Source organism: Caulobacter sp. GW821-FHT12D05 (assembly GCF_058807295.1).
In genome coordinates this window covers 39,896-58,469 of record NZ_JBXAQO010000006.1, presented here as the reverse complement: position 1 = coordinate 58,469, position 18,574 = coordinate 39,896, and the positions used below count along the sequence as shown (strand labels likewise).

At 67.5% G+C, this 18,574-nt stretch carries 22 protein-coding genes and 1 pseudogene; 10 read left to right on the top strand and 13 right to left on the bottom strand.

Going from position 1 to position 18,574, the window contains the following annotated elements; translation table 11 throughout:
• Window positions 1-10 precede the first annotated feature (10 nt).
• Window positions 11-517: a GNAT family N-acetyltransferase gene (locus AC1RRR_RS25160; protein WP_492817277.1), complete on the top strand. Its 507-nt coding sequence runs from the start codon at window positions 11-13 to the stop codon at window positions 515-517.
• Window positions 518-601: 84 nt separating this feature from the next.
• Window positions 602-1,780, top strand: coding sequence for a vWA domain-containing protein (locus AC1RRR_RS25155; protein WP_454715076.1), 1,179 nt, complete (start codon window positions 602-604; stop codon window positions 1,778-1,780).
• 14 nt (window positions 1,781-1,794) lie between these two features.
• On the opposite strand, the gene AC1RRR_RS25150 is transcribed toward AC1RRR_RS25155, so the two are convergent.
• Window positions 1,795-3,216 (bottom strand): calcium-binding protein, encoded by a 1,422-nt coding sequence (locus tag AC1RRR_RS25150; protein ID WP_492817275.1) that lies wholly within the window; start codon window positions 3,214-3,216, stop codon window positions 1,795-1,797.
• A gap of 11 nt (window positions 3,217-3,227) precedes the next feature.
• The gene (locus tag AC1RRR_RS25145; RefSeq protein ID WP_492817273.1) at window positions 3,228-3,572 is read right to left on the bottom strand and encodes a helix-turn-helix domain-containing protein; all 345 of its coding nucleotides are present in this window, start codon (window positions 3,570-3,572) and stop codon (window positions 3,228-3,230) included.
• A 156-nt stretch (window positions 3,573-3,728) separates the two neighbouring features.
• Between AC1RRR_RS25145 and AC1RRR_RS25140 the strand changes: the two genes are divergently transcribed.
• Window positions 3,729-4,715: a glycosyltransferase family 2 protein gene (locus tag AC1RRR_RS25140; protein ID WP_492817271.1), complete on the top strand. Its 987-nt coding sequence runs from the start codon at window positions 3,729-3,731 to the stop codon at window positions 4,713-4,715.
• 34 nt (window positions 4,716-4,749) lie between these two features.
• Window positions 4,750-5,241, top strand: a complete 492-nt coding sequence (locus tag AC1RRR_RS25135; RefSeq protein WP_492817269.1) for a hypothetical protein — start codon at window positions 4,750-4,752, stop codon at window positions 5,239-5,241.
• Here the strand turns inward: AC1RRR_RS25135 and AC1RRR_RS25130 are convergent.
• Window positions 5,238-5,741 carry a surface-adhesin E family protein gene (locus AC1RRR_RS25130; protein ID WP_492817267.1) on the bottom strand — a complete coding sequence of 168 codons (504 nt, stop codon included), beginning with the start codon at window positions 5,739-5,741 and terminating at the stop codon, window positions 5,238-5,240. The genes AC1RRR_RS25135 and AC1RRR_RS25130 overlap by 4 nt on opposite strands.
• A gap of 132 nt (window positions 5,742-5,873) precedes the next feature.
• Between AC1RRR_RS25130 and AC1RRR_RS25125 the strand changes: the two genes are divergently transcribed.
• The 4 genes from AC1RRR_RS25125 (at window position 5,874) to AC1RRR_RS25110 (ending at window position 8,605) form a co-directional block, all read left to right on the top strand.
• Complete coding sequence (locus AC1RRR_RS25125) at window positions 5,874-6,542, top strand: TetR/AcrR family transcriptional regulator (protein ID WP_492817265.1); 669 nt, start codon at window positions 5,874-5,876, stop codon at window positions 6,540-6,542.
• Window positions 6,543-6,578: 36 nt separating this feature from the next.
• Window positions 6,579-7,454, top strand: a complete 876-nt coding sequence (locus tag AC1RRR_RS25120) for a transglutaminase family protein (RefSeq protein ID WP_492817263.1) — start codon at window positions 6,579-6,581, stop codon at window positions 7,452-7,454.
• A 31-nt stretch (window positions 7,455-7,485) separates the two neighbouring features.
• Window positions 7,486-7,632 carry a hypothetical protein gene (locus AC1RRR_RS25115; RefSeq protein WP_492817261.1) on the top strand — a complete coding sequence of 49 codons (147 nt, stop codon included), beginning with the start codon at window positions 7,486-7,488 and terminating at the stop codon, window positions 7,630-7,632.
• Between the two features lie 115 nt (window positions 7,633-7,747).
• Window positions 7,748-8,605: a hypothetical protein gene (locus AC1RRR_RS25110; protein ID WP_492817259.1), complete on the top strand. Its 858-nt coding sequence runs from the start codon at window positions 7,748-7,750 to the stop codon at window positions 8,603-8,605.
• A gap of 146 nt (window positions 8,606-8,751) precedes the next feature.
• Here the strand turns inward: AC1RRR_RS25110 and AC1RRR_RS25105 are convergent, their stop codons facing one another.
• Entirely contained in the window at window positions 8,752-9,906 is a 1,155-nt protein-coding gene (locus tag AC1RRR_RS25105; protein ID WP_492817257.1) for a hypothetical protein, read from the bottom strand.
• Between the two features lie 97 nt (window positions 9,907-10,003).
• Here AC1RRR_RS25105 and AC1RRR_RS25100 point away from each other — a divergent pair, with 97 nt between their 5' ends.
• Window positions 10,004-11,416 carry an MFS transporter gene (locus AC1RRR_RS25100; protein ID WP_492817255.1) on the top strand — a complete coding sequence of 471 codons (1,413 nt, stop codon included), beginning with the start codon at window positions 10,004-10,006 and terminating at the stop codon, window positions 11,414-11,416.
• Here the strand turns inward: AC1RRR_RS25100 and AC1RRR_RS25095 are convergent.
• From AC1RRR_RS25095 to AC1RRR_RS25075, 5 genes are all read right to left on the bottom strand, one after another.
• Window positions 11,388-11,591, bottom strand: a complete 204-nt coding sequence (locus tag AC1RRR_RS25095) for a UvrB/UvrC motif-containing protein (protein ID WP_492817253.1) — start codon at window positions 11,589-11,591, stop codon at window positions 11,388-11,390. The two genes, AC1RRR_RS25100 and AC1RRR_RS25095, sit on opposite strands and share 29 nt — an antisense overlap.
• 47 nt (window positions 11,592-11,638) lie before the next feature.
• Entirely contained in the window at window positions 11,639-12,700 is a 1,062-nt protein-coding gene (locus AC1RRR_RS25090; RefSeq protein WP_492817251.1) for a Leu/Phe/Val dehydrogenase, read from the bottom strand.
• A 61-nt stretch (window positions 12,701-12,761) separates the two neighbouring features.
• The gene (locus AC1RRR_RS25085) at window positions 12,762-13,820 is read right to left on the bottom strand and encodes an alpha/beta hydrolase (protein ID WP_492817249.1); all 1,059 of its coding nucleotides are present in this window, start codon (window positions 13,818-13,820) and stop codon (window positions 12,762-12,764) included.
• Window positions 13,817-14,401, bottom strand: a complete 585-nt coding sequence (locus AC1RRR_RS25080; RefSeq protein WP_492817247.1) for a uracil-DNA glycosylase family protein — start codon at window positions 14,399-14,401, stop codon at window positions 13,817-13,819. The genes AC1RRR_RS25085 and AC1RRR_RS25080 overlap by 4 nt, the downstream gene beginning before the upstream one ends.
• Window positions 14,402-14,442: 41 nt before the next feature.
• Window positions 14,443-14,745 carry a DUF3253 domain-containing protein gene (locus AC1RRR_RS25075; protein WP_492817245.1) on the bottom strand — a complete coding sequence of 101 codons (303 nt, stop codon included), beginning with the start codon at window positions 14,743-14,745 and terminating at the stop codon, window positions 14,443-14,445.
• 107 nt (window positions 14,746-14,852) lie between these two features.
• On the opposite strand from AC1RRR_RS25075, the gene AC1RRR_RS25070 reads away from it, so the two are divergent.
• Complete coding sequence (locus tag AC1RRR_RS25070; RefSeq protein ID WP_492817243.1) at window positions 14,853-15,305, top strand: PaaI family thioesterase; 453 nt, start codon at window positions 14,853-14,855, stop codon at window positions 15,303-15,305.
• A 111-nt stretch (window positions 15,306-15,416) separates the two neighbouring features.
• Here the strand turns inward: AC1RRR_RS25070 and AC1RRR_RS25065 are convergent, their stop codons facing one another.
• The 4 genes and pseudogenes from AC1RRR_RS25065 to AC1RRR_RS25050 form a co-directional block, all read right to left on the bottom strand.
• Entirely contained in the window at window positions 15,417-16,040 is a 624-nt protein-coding gene (locus AC1RRR_RS25065) for a glutathione S-transferase family protein (protein ID WP_492817241.1), read from the bottom strand.
• Window positions 16,041-16,104: 64 nt separating this feature from the next.
• Window positions 16,105-17,385: a NupC/NupG family nucleoside CNT transporter gene (locus tag AC1RRR_RS25060; protein WP_492817239.1), complete on the bottom strand. Its 1,281-nt coding sequence runs from the start codon at window positions 17,383-17,385 to the stop codon at window positions 16,105-16,107.
• Between the two features lie 167 nt (window positions 17,386-17,552).
• Window positions 17,553-17,639, bottom strand: a pseudogene (locus AC1RRR_RS25055) (hypothetical protein); the annotation flags it as partial.
• Between the two features lie 37 nt (window positions 17,640-17,676).
• Window positions 17,677-18,573 (bottom strand): EF-hand domain-containing protein, encoded by an 897-nt coding sequence (locus AC1RRR_RS25050; RefSeq protein WP_492817237.1) that lies wholly within the window; start codon window positions 18,571-18,573, stop codon window positions 17,677-17,679.
• Between the last annotated feature and the right edge of the window lies 1 nt (window position 18,574).

Below are 18,574 nucleotides of genomic sequence, written 5' to 3'. Positions count from 1 at the left end.
CCAAGTCGCCATGACCGACACTCTCCGCCGCGCCACCGTTGAAGACGCCGACACCGTGTCCAGCCTGGGCGCGCGGACCTTCACGGAAACCTTTGCCCACCTCTATCCGCCCGAGGACCTGGAGACCTTCCTGGCCTATGCCTACGGCCTGGAGCGGACCCGCAACGACCTGGCCCATCCCGACAAGGCGACCTGGTTGCTCGAGGACGAGGACGGCGAGGCCATCGGCTACGCCCTGGCCGGGCCGTGCGACCTGCCGCACGACGAGGCCGCGCCGGGTGATGGGGAGCTGAAGCGGATCTATGTGCTCAAGAGCCACCAGGGCGGCGGGCGTGGGTCGCGGCTGCTGAATACCGCGCTGGAGTGGTTGGGGCCGCGCCGGATCTGGATCGGGGTGTGGTCGGAGAACTTCGGGGCTCAGAAGCTCTATGGGCGCATGGGGTTCGAGAAGGTCGGGGAGTATTTCTTCAAGGTTGGTGAGACGAACGACCTGGAGTTCATTTTGCGGCGGGGGTGATCCTCCCCCGCTAGGGGGAGGATCTGGATTGCGCCGGCTCGCGATCACCTCCACAATCCGAACATCCGTTCGAAAGCCGCGCCGATGTTCCTCCGTTTCTTCTCCGAGCTCCGCCAGGCCAAGGTTCCCGTCAGCCTGCGCGAGTACCTCCTCTTGATGGAGGCCCTGGACAAGGACGTCATCGACCGCAGGATCGAGGACTTCTACTTCCTGTCGCGCGCCAGCCTGGTGAAGGACGAGAAGAACCTCGACAAGTTCGACCGCGTGTTCGGCCACGTCTTCAAGGGGCTGGAGACCGTCAACGAAGGCCTCGCCGCCGACATCCCGGAAGAGTGGCTCAAAGCCCTGACCGAGAAGTTCCTCACCGACGAGGAAAAGGCGCAGATCGAGGCGCTGGGCGGCTTCGAAAAGCTGATGGAAACCCTGCAAGAGCGCCTGCGCGAGCAGAACAAGCGCCACGAGGGCGGCAACAAGATGATCGGCTCGGGCGGCACGTCGCCGTTCGGCAACAACGGCTACAATCCCGAAGGCGTGCGCATCGGCCAGGACAAGAGCCGCCACGGCCGCGCGGTGAAGGTCTGGGACAAGCGTGAGTACAAGAACCTCGACGACAGCGTCGAACTGGGCACCCGCAACATCAAGGTCGCCCTACGCCGCCTGAGGAAGTTCGCCCGCACCGGCGCGGCCGACGAGCTGGATTTGAACGGCACGATCAAGGGCACGGCCGAGAAGGGCTATCTGGACATCCAGATGCGCGCCGAGCGCCGCAACGCCATCAAGGTGCTGATCTTTTTCGACATCGGCGGCTCGATGGACGGCCACATCAAGCTCTGCGAGGAGCTGTTTTCGGCCGCCAAGACCGAGTTCAAGAACCTGGAATTCTACTACTTCCACAACTGCCTGTACGAGACGGTCTGGAAGGACAACAAGCGCCGCCACACCGAGAAGATCCCGACCTTCGACGTCCTCCACAAGTTCCCGGCCGACTACAAGATCATCTTCGTCGGCGACGCGACCATGAGCCCGTACGAGATCACCTACCCGGGCGGCAGCGTCGAGCACTGGAACGAGGAGCCCGGCGCGATCTGGATGCAGCGGGTCACCGACATCTATCAGAGCTGCATCTGGCTGAACCCGACGCCCGAGCGGCACTGGGACTACACCCAGTCGATCGGCGTGATGAAGCAGATCCTGTCGGACCGCATGTATCCGCTGACCCTGGAAGGCCTGGACAAGGCGATGCGGGAGCTGGTCAGGGGCTAAAAGCCCCTACCCCTTTAGCGGGTCGGCGAAGAGTCGCTCGGATGGCCGGCGATGTCGCTGGTGGTCGACTGACCGACCAGACCCACCTTCGCGTCGTCGAAGTGATCGTTGGCGATCGTCGTGCCCAGCTTGAAGGTGGCGGTCGTTGCGCCGCCCAGCAGGATGAACACGTCCTCGCGCCCGTCGCCGTCCAGGTCGAAGCCCACGCGAACGCCCGACACGGCCCGGGTCACGTCGGTCACCTGGGCGGCGACCGCCTCGTTCAGGGTCGCGCCCTGCACGGCCAGCACGTCGTTGACGGCGGCCGTGGTGACCACGGTCATCTCGCCCTTGCCCATCACGGCCAGGTGGTCGCCCTTGTTGGCCTGGTAGTCCAGCACGACGCCCAGCAGGGCGTCGGTCTTGTCGGTCGGTTGCTGGGCCGAGACCAGGAAGGTGTCGGCGCCGGCGCTGCCCGAGGCCACGACACGAGCATTCATGACGATGCGGTCGTCGCCCGCGCCGCCGTCGATGCGGTCGATCTGGCCTTTGCCCGCGCCGCCGCCGTCGATGTAGTCGTTGCCCGCGCCGGCGGCGATCACTTCGCCTTCGGCCGTGCCGTGCAGGACGTCGTCGCCATTGGTGCCAACCACGGCCGCCTTGGCGCCGGCGAAGGCCAGCTCACGGACGTCGGCATTGTGCAGCGACAGCTCGTACAGACCTTCACGCTCGCCGCTCGCCGCCTCTGGGAGCGGCGCCGAGGACGTGGACGACGACGAAGCGTGGTTCAGATGCGAGGCGTCGACCTGCGGCAGGCCGTCGTGGCCCTGGGCGGCGGTCTCGATCGCAATGCCTTGCGCCGTCACGGCCTTCGCCGGCGCGGCGCCGGCGGCCTGGTCGGCCGAAGCGGCCTGCGGCGGCGTATGGGCGTGCCCGCGGTCGGCCTCGAGGTTCAGCGCCGCGATCAGCTTGGACGCCACGCCCTCGATCGCCGGATCGTCGATGCGCGGCAGGTTCTCGAAGTTCAGGCGGCCCGCCTCGCCCAGGTCGACGCCGCGCAGCTCCAGATAGAGACCAACGGCGATAACCAGCGACAGGAAGGACTGAGCCTCGCGACTGGCCGGATTGAACGCGACCACGACGCCGGTCTGGCTCTCGACGTTCGAGGACAGCACCTGGCGCAGGGCGCCCCACAGGCTGCCGACCTGGTGGAACATGTCGATCGCCGCGTCGTGGACCACGAACTGGCCGTCGATGCGGGCGATATGGACCAGCACGTCCTGGTTGGCGTCGGTGACGACGAACCAGGGATCGCCGGAATCGGTCTGACCGAACACGACGTCGATGTCGCCATAGGTCGACTCAAGCTGCTGGGTGAGCAGCATCAGCAGGCCCCGCTCGTTGGCGGACCAGTCGGTGGCCGGAGGCCGGGGGCTGAAGGCTAGGATCTCACCCATCAAGCGGCTCGTCAGGCTTGCGCCGCTCTGTCGGCGACAGGCTCGGCCTCTTCGGCCGTCCCGTCGAACAACAGGCGATACAGCTCAGGTTCGTAGTACCGCAGCAATGTGCGGGCGAATTGACCGGGTTCAAGCCCCAGGCTCTCGGCCCAGACGGCCTGGGCCTCGATCGGCACGCGACCCAGACCGTTCTCCACCTGGGACACGAAGGTATAATAACGCAGGCCCGTCTTCTCGGCCAACTCGGCCTGAGTCAAGCCGACCGACTCGCGTGCGGCCTTAAGCCACCGCCCCGCTTCACGCCGGAGGGTCTTCGTCAACGCCGCCTTGGCGGGGTTCATCGCCGTTCTGGACATCGCTAAGCCGCTTTCGCGCCCAACTGCGGGCGCTCCCCTAGTTGTTACACATTGCGTAAAAACGCAACAATCTGTTGCGACCTCATCGAGAGGCCTTGCGGAACATGAATTCCGCACATACAGTTTTTATGCAACTATTTTGAGCGCAACAAACACATGTTTGTCTCGATCGACCCCGCCCACTCCCGCGCCGCCGCCCTGAGCAGCGTCCAGCCTCGTCTGTCGCTGATCATGGTCGTTTATATGACCGGTCCGGCGCTGATGGAGAGCGTGCGTCATGTCCTGGACGAGCCGCTGGTCGAGGAGTTCATCCTCGTCGACAACGGCTCCTCGCTGGCCGACGCGGCGTGGCTGCGCGAGCTGGCCCGCCGCGAACCGCGCGTGCAGCTGCTGCAGGGCCTGGGCAATATCGGCTTCGCGCGCGCCGCCAATCTGGGCGCGGCCGCGGCGAAGGGCGACGCGCTCGTCTTCCTCAATCCGGACGCGTTCCTGACCCCCGGCGCGGTGGCGGCCCTCGTGGACGCCGCCCGCGACCGCCCCTCGCCCTGCGTGATCGGGGCCCGGGTCTTCAACACCGACGGCACAGAACAGCGGGGCGCGCGACGCGGCGAGATCACGCCGGTCACGACCCTGCTTACCCTCTCGAAGCTTAGCGCCACCCTGCCCCCGCTGCGCCGCTTCGAGATCCACCGGGAGAGCGAGGCCCCCCCTTCGCACCCGGTGGACACCCCTACGATCTCGGGCGCCTGCTTCTATATGTCGGCGTCCGACTTCCGCGTCCTGCGCGGCTTCGACGAAGGTTTCTTCCTGCACGTCGAGGACATCGACCTGTGTTGGCGCGCTCGCCAGCAGGGCGGCAGCGTGCTGTTCCAGCCCAACGCCCGCATCATCCACGTCGGCTCGACCAGCAAGGAAAACCCGCTGGTCGTCGAGTGGCACAAGGGCAAGGGCCTGGTGCGCTACTTCCTCAAGCGCGCCGACAGCCCGCAGCGCAAGCTGCTGGCCCTGGTCCTGGCGCCGCTGATCCTGGGCACCGCCGTCGCCCGTCCGCTGCTGCGCCAGCTGCTGCGCGGCCGCATGGGCCGTCCGGTCGAGCGCCTGGCGCCCCTAACCAAGCCACCCTTGACGAAGCCGGCCGTCTGAAGCCTCACTGGATCACCCGAAGGTTGATCCAGTCATGCGCCGACATCTTGCCCTAGCTGCCCTGACCTGCGGCCTGCTGGTCGCCTCGACCGCACACGCCCAACGCCAGCGCGGCGACGAGAGCTGGGGCAAGACCGGAATCTCGTACCTGCAGTACCGCACCGACGCGGTCGAGTGCGCCTACAAGGTTGGCCAGGAGGCCCCGGTCGAATATGCCGAGGTCGACCTGATCTTTCCGAACAACATGCCAGGGACCCCCGCCGGCTCCGACGCGATCTCCATCAGCCAGATGATCGAGGCGGCGGATCCGGGCAGCGGCCGCATGAGCCGCCCCTTCCGCCAGATCTCCAGCCAGCTTCGAGAACCGCTGGCCAAGTGCCTGGGCGAGCGCGGCTATCGCCGCTTCCGCCTGACCAAGGAGCAGGTCAAGGAACTCAGGGGCCTGTCGCCAGGCTCGAAGGGTCGCCAGGTCTATCTGTGGAACCTGGCCGTGGACCCGCAGGTCCAGCAGCACCAGCGCCGCTAGCCGGCCAGCGGCTGCATGCAGGCCGCATCGACCACGCTCTCATCGAAGGCGCCAGGCTCGGGCTTGGTCCAGGCGCGGTCCTCGAAGGCGTAGGCCGTCTCGGCGCCCTTCAGATTGTTCTCGGGATAGCGATAGACCGCCAGGCTGCGGAAGCTGCGGGCCTGGCAGTCAACGTCCTGGGCCATGCGTTCGGAGCGGAAGGTCAGGCCCGCCTCGCTCTGCGGGGCGCGGAACTCGTGGCGCACCCAGACCCGCTGCCATGGCTGGCCCGCCGGCGTCTTGCCGGTCTTGGCGAAGGTGATGATGCCCTTGTCCTCGCCCACGCCCAGGAACGGCCAGCCGATCCCCTCGATGCGTTCCGACCATCGCGGCGCCGCCTTGGTCTTCTGGTCCTGGGCCGTGATCGTTACGGAATCGACCTTGGCCTGGTCGTCCTGAGCCTGAACCGGCGTCGCCGCCTGCCCGCCCAGCAGCAGAAAGGCCGTCAGCATGCCGATCATTGGTCGCACTCCGCGCGTTAAGCGGGAAAAGCCTAAACGTGAACGCCGTTACGCGCTACAGCAGGCTCTATTGACGCTTGCGCCAAATTCGAACGCCCGTAAGACTTCCCTACGGGTAAAGGGGAATATGTAGTGAGTCCGACCACCGACGCCGCCACCTCAACCGAGGTCGAGGCCGCCGAAACCGAAGCCGCCACCAAGAACCTGGTCTTCGTCGCCGCCGAGCGCCTGTTCGCCCTGCACGGTTTCCAGAACGTCTCGGTGCGCGACATCACCGCCGCCGCCGGCGTGAACCTGGCCTCGGTGAACTACCACTTCGGGTCCAAGGACGCGTTGCTGTTCGAGATCTTCCGGCGTCGCACGGCCGAGCTCAATCGCGAGCGCGCCAAGATGCTGCACGAGGCCAACGACCGGAACGCCGGTTCGCCGCCGGTCCGCGAGATCCTGGCCGCCCTGCTGACCCCGCCCCTGCGCTGGCTGGCCCCGGACCACGAGCGCCGCATCTCGCTGCAGTTCCTGATCCGCGCCCGCAGCGAAGGCACCGACGAGATCCGCACCGTGCTGAAGACCGACGTCTCGCACCTGCGCCGCTTCTCCGACGCCCTGCTGCGCGCCCGCCCCGACCTGTCGCCGGAAGACGTCTACTGGCGGCTGCACTTCACCCTGGGCATGCTGCACAACAACCGCTTCGCCGAGTTCGACCGCCTGAACGTGCTGTCGGAAGGCCAGACCAGCGAGTCCGACGTCGTGGCTCTGCTCGAACGCATGCTGGCCTTCGCGGAAGCCGGGTTCAAGTGCTAGGAACCTCAACCATGCCGGGCGCGTTGTCGCTCCGGCATGGGACGGCTGCGGATCCTTCACGAGACCCGGTACTATTATGAACGGCCGGTGCGGTTTGGACCGCAGCGGCTGCTGATCCGTCCGCGCGACAGCCACGCCCTGCGCATCGTCGAGGCCAGCCTGCGCCTTTACCCGCCCGGCGCCACGCGCTGGAGCTACGACGCCAACGGCAACTGCGTTTGCATCTTCGAGCCGACTGGCAAGTCGGACGCCATGCGGGTGGCCAGCGAGCTGGTCATCGACCGCTATCCCGCACCGCTGGTCCCGCAGCGGGTCGAGAACCCCGACACCCTGATGCCTATCGTCTATTCCCGCGAGGATCGCACCACGCTGGAGCCGTTCATCGCCCCGGTCACCGACGATCCGGATGCGGTGCTGCTGCGCTGGCTGCGCGGCGTGCAAGCCCACAAGGACGAGCCGGCCCTGGCCTTCCTGCTGCGGATCAACGAGCTGATCCACAGCCAGTTCAGCTATTGCACCCGTCTCGAGGAAGGCGTGCAGACGCCCGTCGAGACCCTGCAGAAACGCAGCGGCGCCTGCCGCGACCTGGCCTGGCTGATGGTCGAGGGCCTGCGCCGCCTGGGCTACGCCGCCCTGTTCGCCACGGGCTATATCCATTCTCCCGGAACCGGGATCCGCGGCGCGGGCGCGACCCATGCTTGGTGCGAGGTCTTCCTGCCGGATCTGGGCTGGCTGGAGTTCGACCCGACCAACGGCCTGGCGGAATCGCCGGACCTGATCCGCGTCGCCGCCACCCGAACCCCGGCTCAAGCGTTACCCGTCTCGGGCGCCATCATCGGCGACCCCGGCGCGGCGCGCCTTCAAGTTTCCGTGGACGTACGGTTGGTCGAGGAAATCAACCATGCGGTGTGATAAGTTCAGTGGCGTACGGGAGGAAAAGCCCATGACCAGAGGCTTCCAAAATCAGGACCCGATGCAGAACGTCTGCTTCCCCAAGGCCGAACCCAAGCCTCAACACGGCCAGAAGCCGGATCAGGCCTGCGTGAAGTTGAAGGAAAAACGGACCTTCGAGCCCAAGCCAGGCCACTAGCTCGGCACGCGTAACCCCTTGCAGTCACTCGCGGTTCGGTTGTCAGGCGAGCCGTCTATACATGTGCGCCCCAGGACGTTAATTTACGTTAGGGGATATGGGGAGCTGCTCGAGCATGCGACGCGTCACGCTCGTATGTCTGCTGACGACGGCCGGCGTCGCGATCGTGGGATCGGCGACGGCGCTGTCGACTCGCGCCCCTGAAGAATTCAACCAGACCCTGACCCTGGCCGGCGGCCCCGAGGCCCGGCCGGCCTATATCGACGATCCGGACGCCCCGATCGCCACCGCCCGATATGGCGGCGAGCGCTCGCGCACTCCGTCGGTCGAGGCCTATGCCCCGTCGGCGGCGGCCACGGTGGCTTTGGCTGGCGGTCCGGCGGAAGTCGCTTTGGCCGGCGCGCCTGTCGCGGCTCCGGAGCCGATCGTCGTCGCCGAGCAGACCGCGCCCAAGCCCGTCCCCGCCAAGGCCGAGTCGGTCCGTCCGGCCGCCCGCATCCTGGCTGAAGCGCCCGCCCCGCGTCGCGCGCCGGTGCTGGCCCTGACCCGCGTCCACGAGATCCGCCCCTACGGCAAGGTCCTGAAGGTCGAGGTCAACGACCAGCCCCTGCCCTTCACGCCGCTGGGCATGCAGTCCAGCGCGGTGAAGCGCATCACCCTGACCGCCTCGAACATCGTGTCCAGGACCCGCGCCTCGGCCGAGGACCTGAAGCGCGGCCGCTGGATGCTGTTCGCCGCCAGCTCGGGCAAGGCCTATGGTCTGAACCTGATCCGCGACACCCTCGGCGGCTGGCGTAACGCCGGCTACAGCGAGGACAAGGTCGCCCGCTTCGGCAGCCGCCAGATCGGCCTGGGCTGGCGCAAGGACAACCGCCAGGTGTCGCTGACGGCGACGCGGCGCAAGCTGAACTCCATCGACTATTCCGATAAGGACACGGTGGTTGGGGTGACGGTTTCGGTGCGCGGGAAGTAGGGCCTACCTCCCCAAACCCGACTTTCCCCGCGAAAGCGGGGATCCAAGCCGAGTCAGAGGATCATCGCTCGGCCTCCCCCCATCCTGAAAGCCAGCTTGGGTCCCCGCTTTCGCGGGGATGATCGGTGATGGGGGAAAGCTTATACTCAGCCCTTCTTCACCGGCCACAGCGCATCGACCGGCCGCCGCAACACCTCAGCCGCCTTCGCATGCAAACTCGCCGGCGCGAGCTTCCCACCCTTGGCCGCCGCGATCGTCCAGGCCTCCAGATTGCCGCCCGTCCGGTCATAGCCGTCAGCCTTCAGCAGGCCGTACAGCCCGGCCGCCAGCACGTGCATGCCGTCGTCGGCCTTCTCCCAACGCAGGTGCGGTTCGACCGCGAAACCCAGGCGTTCGCTGACGATCTGCTCCAGCGCCTCGACCATGTCCTCGTTCAGCAGGCCCTCCAGGCTGTTGTAGCCAAACGAAGGATCGTGCTCGGCGACGATCTTCTTCAGCAGCGTGTCCTGCTCCAGCATCGCCAGGGCGGCCTTGGCGGCGGGGCAGTCCATCGGGAACGGCGGGTGCAGCACCTCGTGGGCGGCGTTGCGCAGCACGATCTCGTCGGGCCAGGCGATGCCGGTGATGAAGCGCTGGCCCTGCACGCGGATGCCGTGCGGCTTGTTGAACCACAGCAGGACGATCTCCAGCGAGGCGTCCAGCGGCCGGCCCAGCAGGCGCTCCTGCTCGGCGATCACGTCATAGCCGGCCAACTTCTGGCGCAGGGCGGGCAGGCGGGTGTCGGCGGTCGGCCCCATCGCCTTGCGGCGCAGCGCGACGAAGCCCGCTTGACGTAGACCGTCCAGAACCAGTCGGATGCGCGGCCGGCGGGCGATGAACTGGTCCCAGTCCTTCTGGTCCCAATAGGCGCTGGCCTTGTAGGACGGCAGGATCGCGGTCTCGGCCGCGTCCAGGGCGGCGATCACCGCATCCAGCGTGTCGAGCCACGCGCCCGACATCAGAGTGCACAGGCCCGGTCCCAGCAGCTGGTTTTCCTTGTCGGCCTCGGCCTGCAGGCTGGCCATGGCCTCCATGGCGGGCTTGGGCATGCGCGGCAGGATCTCGGCCAGCTCGTCCTTGTAGTAGCGGGCATAGAAGTCCTTGCCCGACAGCGGCCCCAGAAAGCACAGGGCGTCGAAGCCTTCAGACAGGCTGACTGTCCACTGGGTGCGGATCGCGGCGAAAGCAGGCGTGGCGGAAACAGCCGCCAAACCACTCAAGGAAAGCGCGGCGGCGGTGAGGAAAAGCTGGCGTCGGTTCATGGCGCGGACCTTCACCGCGCCCCGCTGTTTCGGTCTTGAAAGGATGTGACCGTCGGGCGTCTGGACCCTGCCGCCCCATGGGCGTAAAGCGCCCCCTGTGTCCGATCAGCCTCCCTCCCCGCTCGCCACCCGCCTGATCTCCATCGCGGTGGCCAGCGCGTTGCTGATGGAGTTCATCGACTCCACGGCGCTATCGACCGCCCTGCCGACGCTGTCGCGAGCCTTCGCCGTGGACCCGATCCACCTAAAGCTGGCCTTGACCTCCTACATCCTGGCCCTGGCGGTGTTCACGCCCGCCAGCGGCTGGGCGGCCGAAAGATTTGGAGCGCGGCGGGTGTTCCTAAGCGCCATGGTCGTCTTCCTGCTGGGCTCGGCGCTTTGCGGCCTGTCCCGCAGCCTTGAGGCGCTGGTCGGCTCGCGGATCCTCCAGGGGATCGGCGGGGCGATGATGACGCCGGTGGCGCGGCTGATCGTGGTCAGCGCCACACCCAAGGACAAGCTGCTGACCGCCATGGGCTGGTTCACCATGCCCGCCCTGATCGGCCCGCTGATCGGTCCACCGATCGCGGGGCTGGTGCTCAGCGTCGCCGACTGGCCGTGGATCTTCTACATCAACCTGCCTGTCGGCCTGCTGGGCATGGTCGCGGTCATGCGTTTCGTGCCCAAGAGCGAGCCGCGCAAGGATCTGGGACGCTTCGACACCCCCGGCTTCATCCTGTCGGCCCTGGCGATCAGCGGCCTGGTGGTCGTGGCCGAGACGGCGGGCATCAACCTGCTCTCGCCCTGGACCCAAGCCGGCCTGCTGGCGCTCTCGGTGGCTTGCGGCGTCATCTATCTGCGCATCGCCAAGCGCACCGGCCGGCCGATCCTGGACCTGACCCTGCTGCGCTATCCCACCTATCGCGCCAGCCTGCTGGGCGGGACGCTGGTGCGGCTGGGCATCGGCGCCAGCCCGTTTCTGATGCCGCTGCTCTTGCAGGTCGCCCTGGGCTGGAGCCCGCTGAAGGCCAGCTTCGTCACCCTGGCCACCGGCGTCGGGGTGCTAGTCGCCCGCCCCTTCGCGGCGGCGGGGCTGAAGCGGTTCGGCTTCCGCACCTCGCTGATGGTGTTCGTCAGCCTGACGGCGCTGTTCACGGCCGCGCCCGGCTTCTTCGGCCCTGCGACACCCATGTGGCTGATGATGGCCGCCCTGACCCTGGGCGGGTTCTGCCGCTCGAACCAGTTCATCGCCGCCAACACCATCGCCTATGCCGACGTGCCGGAAACCTCGACGGCGGCGGCCTCGACCTTGGCGGCGGTCTCCCAGCAGGTCGGGCTGGCTTTGGGCGTCAGTTTCGGCGGCATGATGCTGCACTGGGCGCGCGGCGCGGACGGCGCGCTGACGCCCGACCGTTTCACGATGCCGTTCGTGGCGATCGGCGTGGTGACCCTGCTGGCCTTGCCGGTCTATTTGGCGCTGGACAAGGACGCTGGCTCGGCGATCAGTGGCCGGACCCGGGCGGCGGCTTGAGCTCGTCCTCTTCCCGCCGCTGGTAGTACGAGGCCTGAGGCGCGTCCTCGATACCCCGTATCTTGGCGCTGTGGCGGATGGAGTCGATCTCGGCCCGCAGCCGCACGGCCGTGTCGAAGTCCTGGGCGGCGACCGCCTCGCCCAGCTGCTCTTTCAGTTCGTCGAGATGCGACATGGACGCCTCCAGGGGACTTGCCCCTGGAGAACGCCTGAAGTCGTGGTTTAGCCCCGCGCGGCGGCGATGCGGGCGCGGGCGATCTCGTCGGCGACCAGATTGGCCGGACGCTTCTCGCTGATCGACTGGTCGATGACCTCGGCCAGGGTCTGGGCCAGGCGGTCCAGCTTGCCGGCCACCCACTCACCGTCGAAGGCGGCGCCGGCTTCCAGGGCGCGGATCTCGGCGGCCACGTTGATGATGCCGCCGCCGTTGATGACGTAGTCGGGGGCGTAGAGGATGCCGCGGTCGAACACGGTCTGGCCGATCATGGCGTCGGCCAGCTGGTTGTTGGCGCCGCCGGCGATGACCTTGACCTTCAGGCGCGGCAGGGTCGTCGCCGAGATCGCGCCGCCCAGGGCGCAGGGGGCGAAGACGTCGGCCTCGACGTCGAAGATGGCGTCGGCCGGGACGATCGTCGCGCCGGTCTTGGCGGCGACCTCGTTCAGGGCTTGCTGGTTGACGTCGGCGATGGTCAGGACCGCGCCGGCGGCGTGCAGCTTCTCGGCCAGATAGGCGCCGACATGGCCCACGCCCTGGATGGCGACACGGACGCCCTTCAGGTCACGCTTCAGGGCGCGCTCGACGCACAGGCGCACGCCGCGGAACACGCCCTCGGCGGTGACCGGCGACGGATCCCCCGAGGCGGCCGCGTGGCCTTCCAGGCCGGCGACGAAGCGGGTGGTCTTGCGGGTGTTTTCCAGGTCCGACGGCGAGACGCCGACGTCCTCGGCGGTCCAGTACTGGCCGCCCAGGCTGTCGACCGCGCGGCCGAAGGCCTCGAACAGTTCCGGCGTCTTCTGGCTGCGGCTGTCGCCGATGATCACGGCCTTGCCGCCGCCAAGGTCGAGCTCGGCCATGGCGTTCTTGTAGGACATGCCGCGCGACAGGCGCAGGGCGTCGGTCACGGCCGCGTCGCTGCTGGAGTAGTCCCACATCCGGCAACCGCCGGCGGCCGGGCCGCGCGCGGTCGAGTGGATCGCGATAATCGACTTCAGACCAGTTTTTTCATCGAAGAAAGCGTGGACGCCTTCGTGTCCCTCGAAATCGGGGGAATCGAACAAGGTCATGCCGTCGGTCTCGCGTCAGCTAGAATGAACGTGGCGGCGGTGTACGCCCCCTCGCCTCAGCTCACAAGCCCGAACGCTGACGCTGCGACGACTTGTGTTTCTTCGGTTTCGGTGGGTCCAACGCTGTCATGGCCGCGACGCTCGCCGGAATAGGCGGCGCGCCCGACGGCGGCCAGGGTCCGGGGGCGTCGCGCAGGAAAGCCTCGGCGTCGCCCCAGACATTGACCGCCTGCTTGTCGACCAACAGCAGGTGGTAGCCCTTGGCATAGTAGGCCGTCTTCGCGCCGGGGCGCAGCCGCCCCACGGCCTCGACCGTCGGCTCGCGCGGGATGACCTTGTCGTTGGCGCCGTAGAACCAGGCCGTCGGGACTTTGATGTCGTCCGTCGAGCGCCAGGCCCGCTCCATCAGGCCCACGAGGCCGTAGATGGTGTCGGACCGCGCGCCCCAGATCAGCAGCGGGTCGCGGCCCATGCGGCGCAACTCGTCGATATTGTCGGACGCCATGATGTCCTTGACCAGCCAGTCCGGCGGCTTGACCACCCAGCTTCCCGTGGCGTGGGCGGTGAGCCAAAGGCTGAGGCGGTTGGGCAGCGGCTGGTTCGACCAGCCCCAGACGGCGGGCGCGAACAGCATCAGCTTGTCGACCGGCGGCGGATTGTCCGAGGCCATGGCGCTGATGGCCAGACCACCGCCCATGCTGATCCCGGCCAGGGCGACCTTGGCGTTTGGGTGCTTCTCACGAACGGCCGTGATCAGGGTCCGCACATCGTCCAGCACGAGGTTGGCCGGCGCCCAGACCCCGCGCTCGGGCGAGCGGCCAAAGCCCCGGACATCCAGGGCGTAGGTCGCGATCCCCCTGCCCGCCCACCAGTCGGCCGCCAGGTGATAGGCGTTGGCATAGTCGTTCATGCCGTGCAGGCCGACGATGACCCAGTCCGGCTCGCCGGCCGGCAGCCAGTGCATCAGGCCGAGCTTCGCCCCATCGAAACTGACGAAACCATCGTCGGTGATCCGAGGCCCGCGAAAACCTAGCGCCGCCAGATCCGGCCTCTGCCGGAGCGGCGCGCAGCCGGCGAGGACGGCGGCCGAGGCGGTCAGGATCAGGGCGCGGCGGTTCATCGGTCCAGAATGTCCGCGACACGTTGGCGAAGGAAGGGCACGACCTCGTCCTCGAACCACGGATTGCGCTTCAGCCAGCCGGTGTTGCGCCACGACGGATGCGGCATCGGCAGGACGTTGGGCCCGAACTCGCGCCAGCGGGCGATGGTCTCGGTCATGGTCTTGCTGGTCCGGCCCGGCAGCGCCCAGTCCTGAGCGTAGCTGCCGACCAGCAGGGTCAGCTCGACGTTGGGCAGCTCGGCGAGCAACTGCGGCCGCCACATCGCCGCGCAACGCGGCGGCGGCGGATAGTCGCCGCCCTTGGGATTGGTGCCCGGAAAGCAGAAGGCCATGGCCGCCACGCCGATCTCGGGCCGGCCGTAGAAGGTCTCGCGGTCGATCCCCATCCACTGGCGCAGGCGATTGCCGGACGGATCGTTGAACGGCAGTCCCGTCTCGTGGACCAACCGCCCCGGCGCCTGGCCGGCGATCAGGATGCGGGTCTCTTCCCGCACCCGCGTCACCGGCCGGGGCACATGCGGCAAATACGGCGCGCACGCCCGGCAGGCGGCGATGTCGGAGAGGATCTCGTCGAGAGGCATCGGCGGGGATTTAGGCGTCCTTCGCGCGATGCCAAGCGTGACTAGTCTTCGTCGCCGTCGATCTCGGCTTCCGGCGCCTCTTCGAACGAGGTCGGATCGCCTTCCAGGCGCGTGCGGATGCGGTAGACGCCGCGGAATTTCTCGGGGTTCACCGGCTTGTTGTGGCGCAGGATAACCACCTTGCCCTCGCGGGCCAGCTCGATGGCGTTGGTGCGCACGTGGCCCAGGATCTGCTGCCAGCGCTCGGGCTGGACCGCCTTGGCGACGTTCATCGGGTCGATCGACTTGCCCTCGGCCAGCGGCGCCAGCATGGACAGGATCGTGTCTTGGATCGGGGAGGTCATGCGCGCTCTCCTGCCACGGATTGTCAGCGGAGGCGAGACCGACCGCTTGCGCGCGGCCATACGCCCTTCTAACTGAACAACGATAAGAACAAGCGGAGGGGATGGCCATGGACGGCGGAAACGACATCTGGAGCGGCCCGCGCCTGGTGGAAGACGGCGAATGGGCCGGCTGGCGCACCTGGACCGGCATGGACCCGTTCGAGGACCGCGCCGGCCCCTTCTACTTCAAGGAAGAGGACGACGGCGCCATCACCGCCGCCTTCCGCGCCGAGGCCCACCACATGAACGGCGGCGGCTTCATGCACGGCGGCTGCATGATGACCTTCGCCGACTACTCGCTGTTCGCGATCGGCTGGAAGGCCCTGGCCGACAGCCGCGCCGTGACCGTCAGCCTCAATGGCGAATTCATCGGCCCGGCGAAGCCCGGCGACCTCGTTACCGCGACCGGCGAGGTGATCAAGGCCGGCGGTTCGCTGCTGTTCATCCGCGGCCTGATCTCGACCGGCAGCGGGCCGATGCTGAACTTCTCGGGCGTGGTGAAGAAGATCCGCAGCCGTTGAGGGACCGAAAACCTCGTCCTTCGACAAGCTCAGGATGAGGTTTTCTACTGAACCGGCGTCAAAAGTAGTCCTCACCCTGAGCCTGTCGAAGGGCGAGGACGGCTCCGCTGACTAAGCCGCCATACCGGCCTTGGCGGCCGGGCGCTCCAGCATCGCGTCGAACCAGCGGTTCACGTGGGCCAGCTCCGGATCCGGCCGCCACTTGATCATGCGGCCGAAGTCGATGCTGGCCACGGCCACCACGTCGGCGATGGTCACGCGATCGGTGGCGATGAAGGCGCTCTCGGCCAGGCGGCGGTCCAGCATCTTCAGGCTGCGCTTGGCGCCGTCGAGGTTATAGGCCGCCACCTCGGGGATCTGCGGCTCCAGCGCCGCCATGCCCGGATGGCTGTGGCGCACGCCCTGCATGATCGGCGTGGCGACCATCATCTCGGTGCGCCGCAGCCACATCTCGATGATCGCCGTCTCCTTCGGATCGCGACCGAACAGGTTCGGCTCGGGATAGACGCTTTCCAAATAGCGGCAGATGGCGACGGACTCGGTGATCACCGTCCCGTCGTCCAGCTCCAGCGCCGGCATGTGGGCGATCCCGGCCTTGGCCCGGTACTCCGGCGACTTGTGCTCGCCGCCCATGATCGACAGCGTGACGATCTCGACATCGTCGATCCCCTTCTCCGCCATGAACCAGCGGACACGCCGGGGATTGGGCGCGCGGAGGCAGTCATAGAGTTTCATACGAAAAATCCTCCCGGCTTTTGACCGGGAGGATGATCGTTTTCCCTAGCGGAACGGAAGAGCCTTACAGCCCGAACAGCCCGCGGGGCATCAGGCCGATCAGCGAGCCGGTCAGGCAGGTGGCGAGGAAGCCGGCCATCATGGCTTTCCAGACCAGGCTCAGCACCTCGGCGCGGCGCTGGGGGACCAGGACCGAGAAGCCGGCGACGTTCATGCCGACCGAGCCGATGTTGGCGAAGCCGCACAGGGCGTAGGTCATGATCATGCGGGTGCGTTCGTCCAGCGCCACGCCGCCGACCTTGGCCAGCTGGATGAAGGCGGTGAACTCGGTGAGGATCAGCTTGACGCCCAACAGGCCGCCGGCGGTGCCGGCTTCCTTCCAGGGCACGCCCATCGACCAGGCCAGGGGCGAGAAGACCACGCCCAGGCCGCGCGCGATGCTCAGCGGCTGGCCGCCGACCATCGGCATGGCGCCCAGGATCTTGTCGACCATGGTGGCCAGGGCCACGAAGACGATCAGGGTCGCGCCGACGTTCAGCGCGATCTGCAGGCCGTCGGTGGTGCCCTTCATGACGGCGTCGATCGCGCTGCCATAGGTCTTGTCCTCGGCGGCGAGATCGAGGTCTCCGCCCTTCTCCATCGGGTCGGACGGCACGATGATGCGGGCCAGCAGCACGCCGGCCGGGGCCGAGATGATCGAAGCGGTCAGCACATGGGCGGCGGCGTTGGGCAGCACGCCGGCCAGGATGGTGGCGTAGGCGACCATGGTCGAGCCCGAGACGCAGGCCATGCCGACCGTGATCAGCATGAACAGTTCCGAGCGCGACAGCTTGTCGAGATAGGCGCGGATGAAGATCGGGCCTTCGATCTGGCCCATGAAGATGGTGGCGGCGGTGGCCAGGGCCGGCGGACCGCGCAGGCCCAGCGTCTTCTGGAAGATGAAGCCGAAGCCCTGAGCGGCCCACTTGAGGATCTTCCAGTGCCACAGCAGCGCCGACAGGGCGCAGACCACCAGGATCACCGGCATGACCCGGAAGGCGAAGATGAAGCCCGCGTTCGGGTTGCTGATCGTGTAGGGCTGGTCGCCGCCGGCCAGGAAGCCGAACACGAAGGCGGTGCCGGCCTGAGTCGAGCTGGCCAGGCCCTCGACGGCGCCGTTGACGCCCTGCAGCAGTTGGCGCGCCTGGGGCAGGCCGAACAGCACCACCACCAGCAGCACTTGAACGACGAGGGCGGCGATCGCCAGAACCCACGGGAATCGCTTGCGATTCTCGGAAACGAGCCAGCAGAGGCCCAGGGTGAGCGCCAGACCCGCCAGGGCCTGAACGTTCTCAGGACGGAACATCAAGACGAAGACCTTACTAAAGTGGCGCGCGCCCCCGCGACGCCGGCCAAGGGCGAAGAATGACACCAAGTCAGCGGTCGCACGCAAGCGCCTTGCTTAGGAAATGGTTAAGGACGTGACCAGATGCCTAAGTCAGAGCCTGCTTACCAACGCAACCGCCCCCTATAGCCGTCATCCCGCGCTTCATGCGCGGGACCCATCTGTCCGCCGCAAGTGCGGAGCAGGATCAAGCTCTCACGTGAAAGCTGAACCATGGGTCCCGCGAACAAGTCGCGGGATGACGGTGTAGGTTTATGCCGTGACACTCGTCCCACTGCTCGTGCTGGAAGACGACGACGTCAGCGCCGTATCCAGCTGCGCCAGCAGCTTCTGCATCAGATCCGCCGCCGCCGTGGAGCCCGAGAGCAGGCTGGTCAGCGATGTCTCCGCGCTGGTCTCCTTGCCCTGGTCGAGCATAGCCTGGAACTCAGTCCCGCTCAGCGCGCCATCGCCGTCCTGATCGGCGGCCTTGACCAGATCCGAAGCGGCGCTGGTCGCATCCGTGCTGTCGCTGCTACCGGCTGCGGCCAGTTCCTCGGCGGAGACGATGCCGTCCTCGTTGGTGTCCAGGCTCTCGAACACGCCGCTGGAGCCTGACGAACCACTGGCGCTCTGCGTCCCACCACTCGGCGGTGGTCCCGGCGGCGGACCGCGCGTGGCCTGGGTCGACTGATTGGCGGCCGCATTGGAGATCGCGCTCGAGATCTCCTCGGTCGACAGGCTGCCGTCGCCATCGCTGTCGAGGGCCGAGACGATGTCGGCGGCCATCTTGTCCTCCAGCCCCAGCCCCTTCGCCTCGTCCGGCGCATTGGCGGCCAGGGCGGTGGAGATCTCGGAGGCGGTCAGCAGGCCGTCGCCGTCGGCGTCGCCGGCCGACATCACCGAGCTGGCGACGTCGTCGACCGACTGGGTCGACAGCAGCGAGGACAAGGTATCACCGCCGAAATGTCCGCTCGGTCCGCCGCCGCCGCGCATGGGCGGCGGGCCACGATGCTCGCCCGAGCCCTGCACATTTTGCCCGATGGACTGGAACTCGGCCTGCGACAGCTGCCCATCGCCGTCGGCGTCGGCGGTCTTGAAGGCCTCCGCCTGCTGAAGCTGGCGCAGCTGCGCCCAGTTTGTAGAGGAAGTGGCGCTGGTGACGCTCATC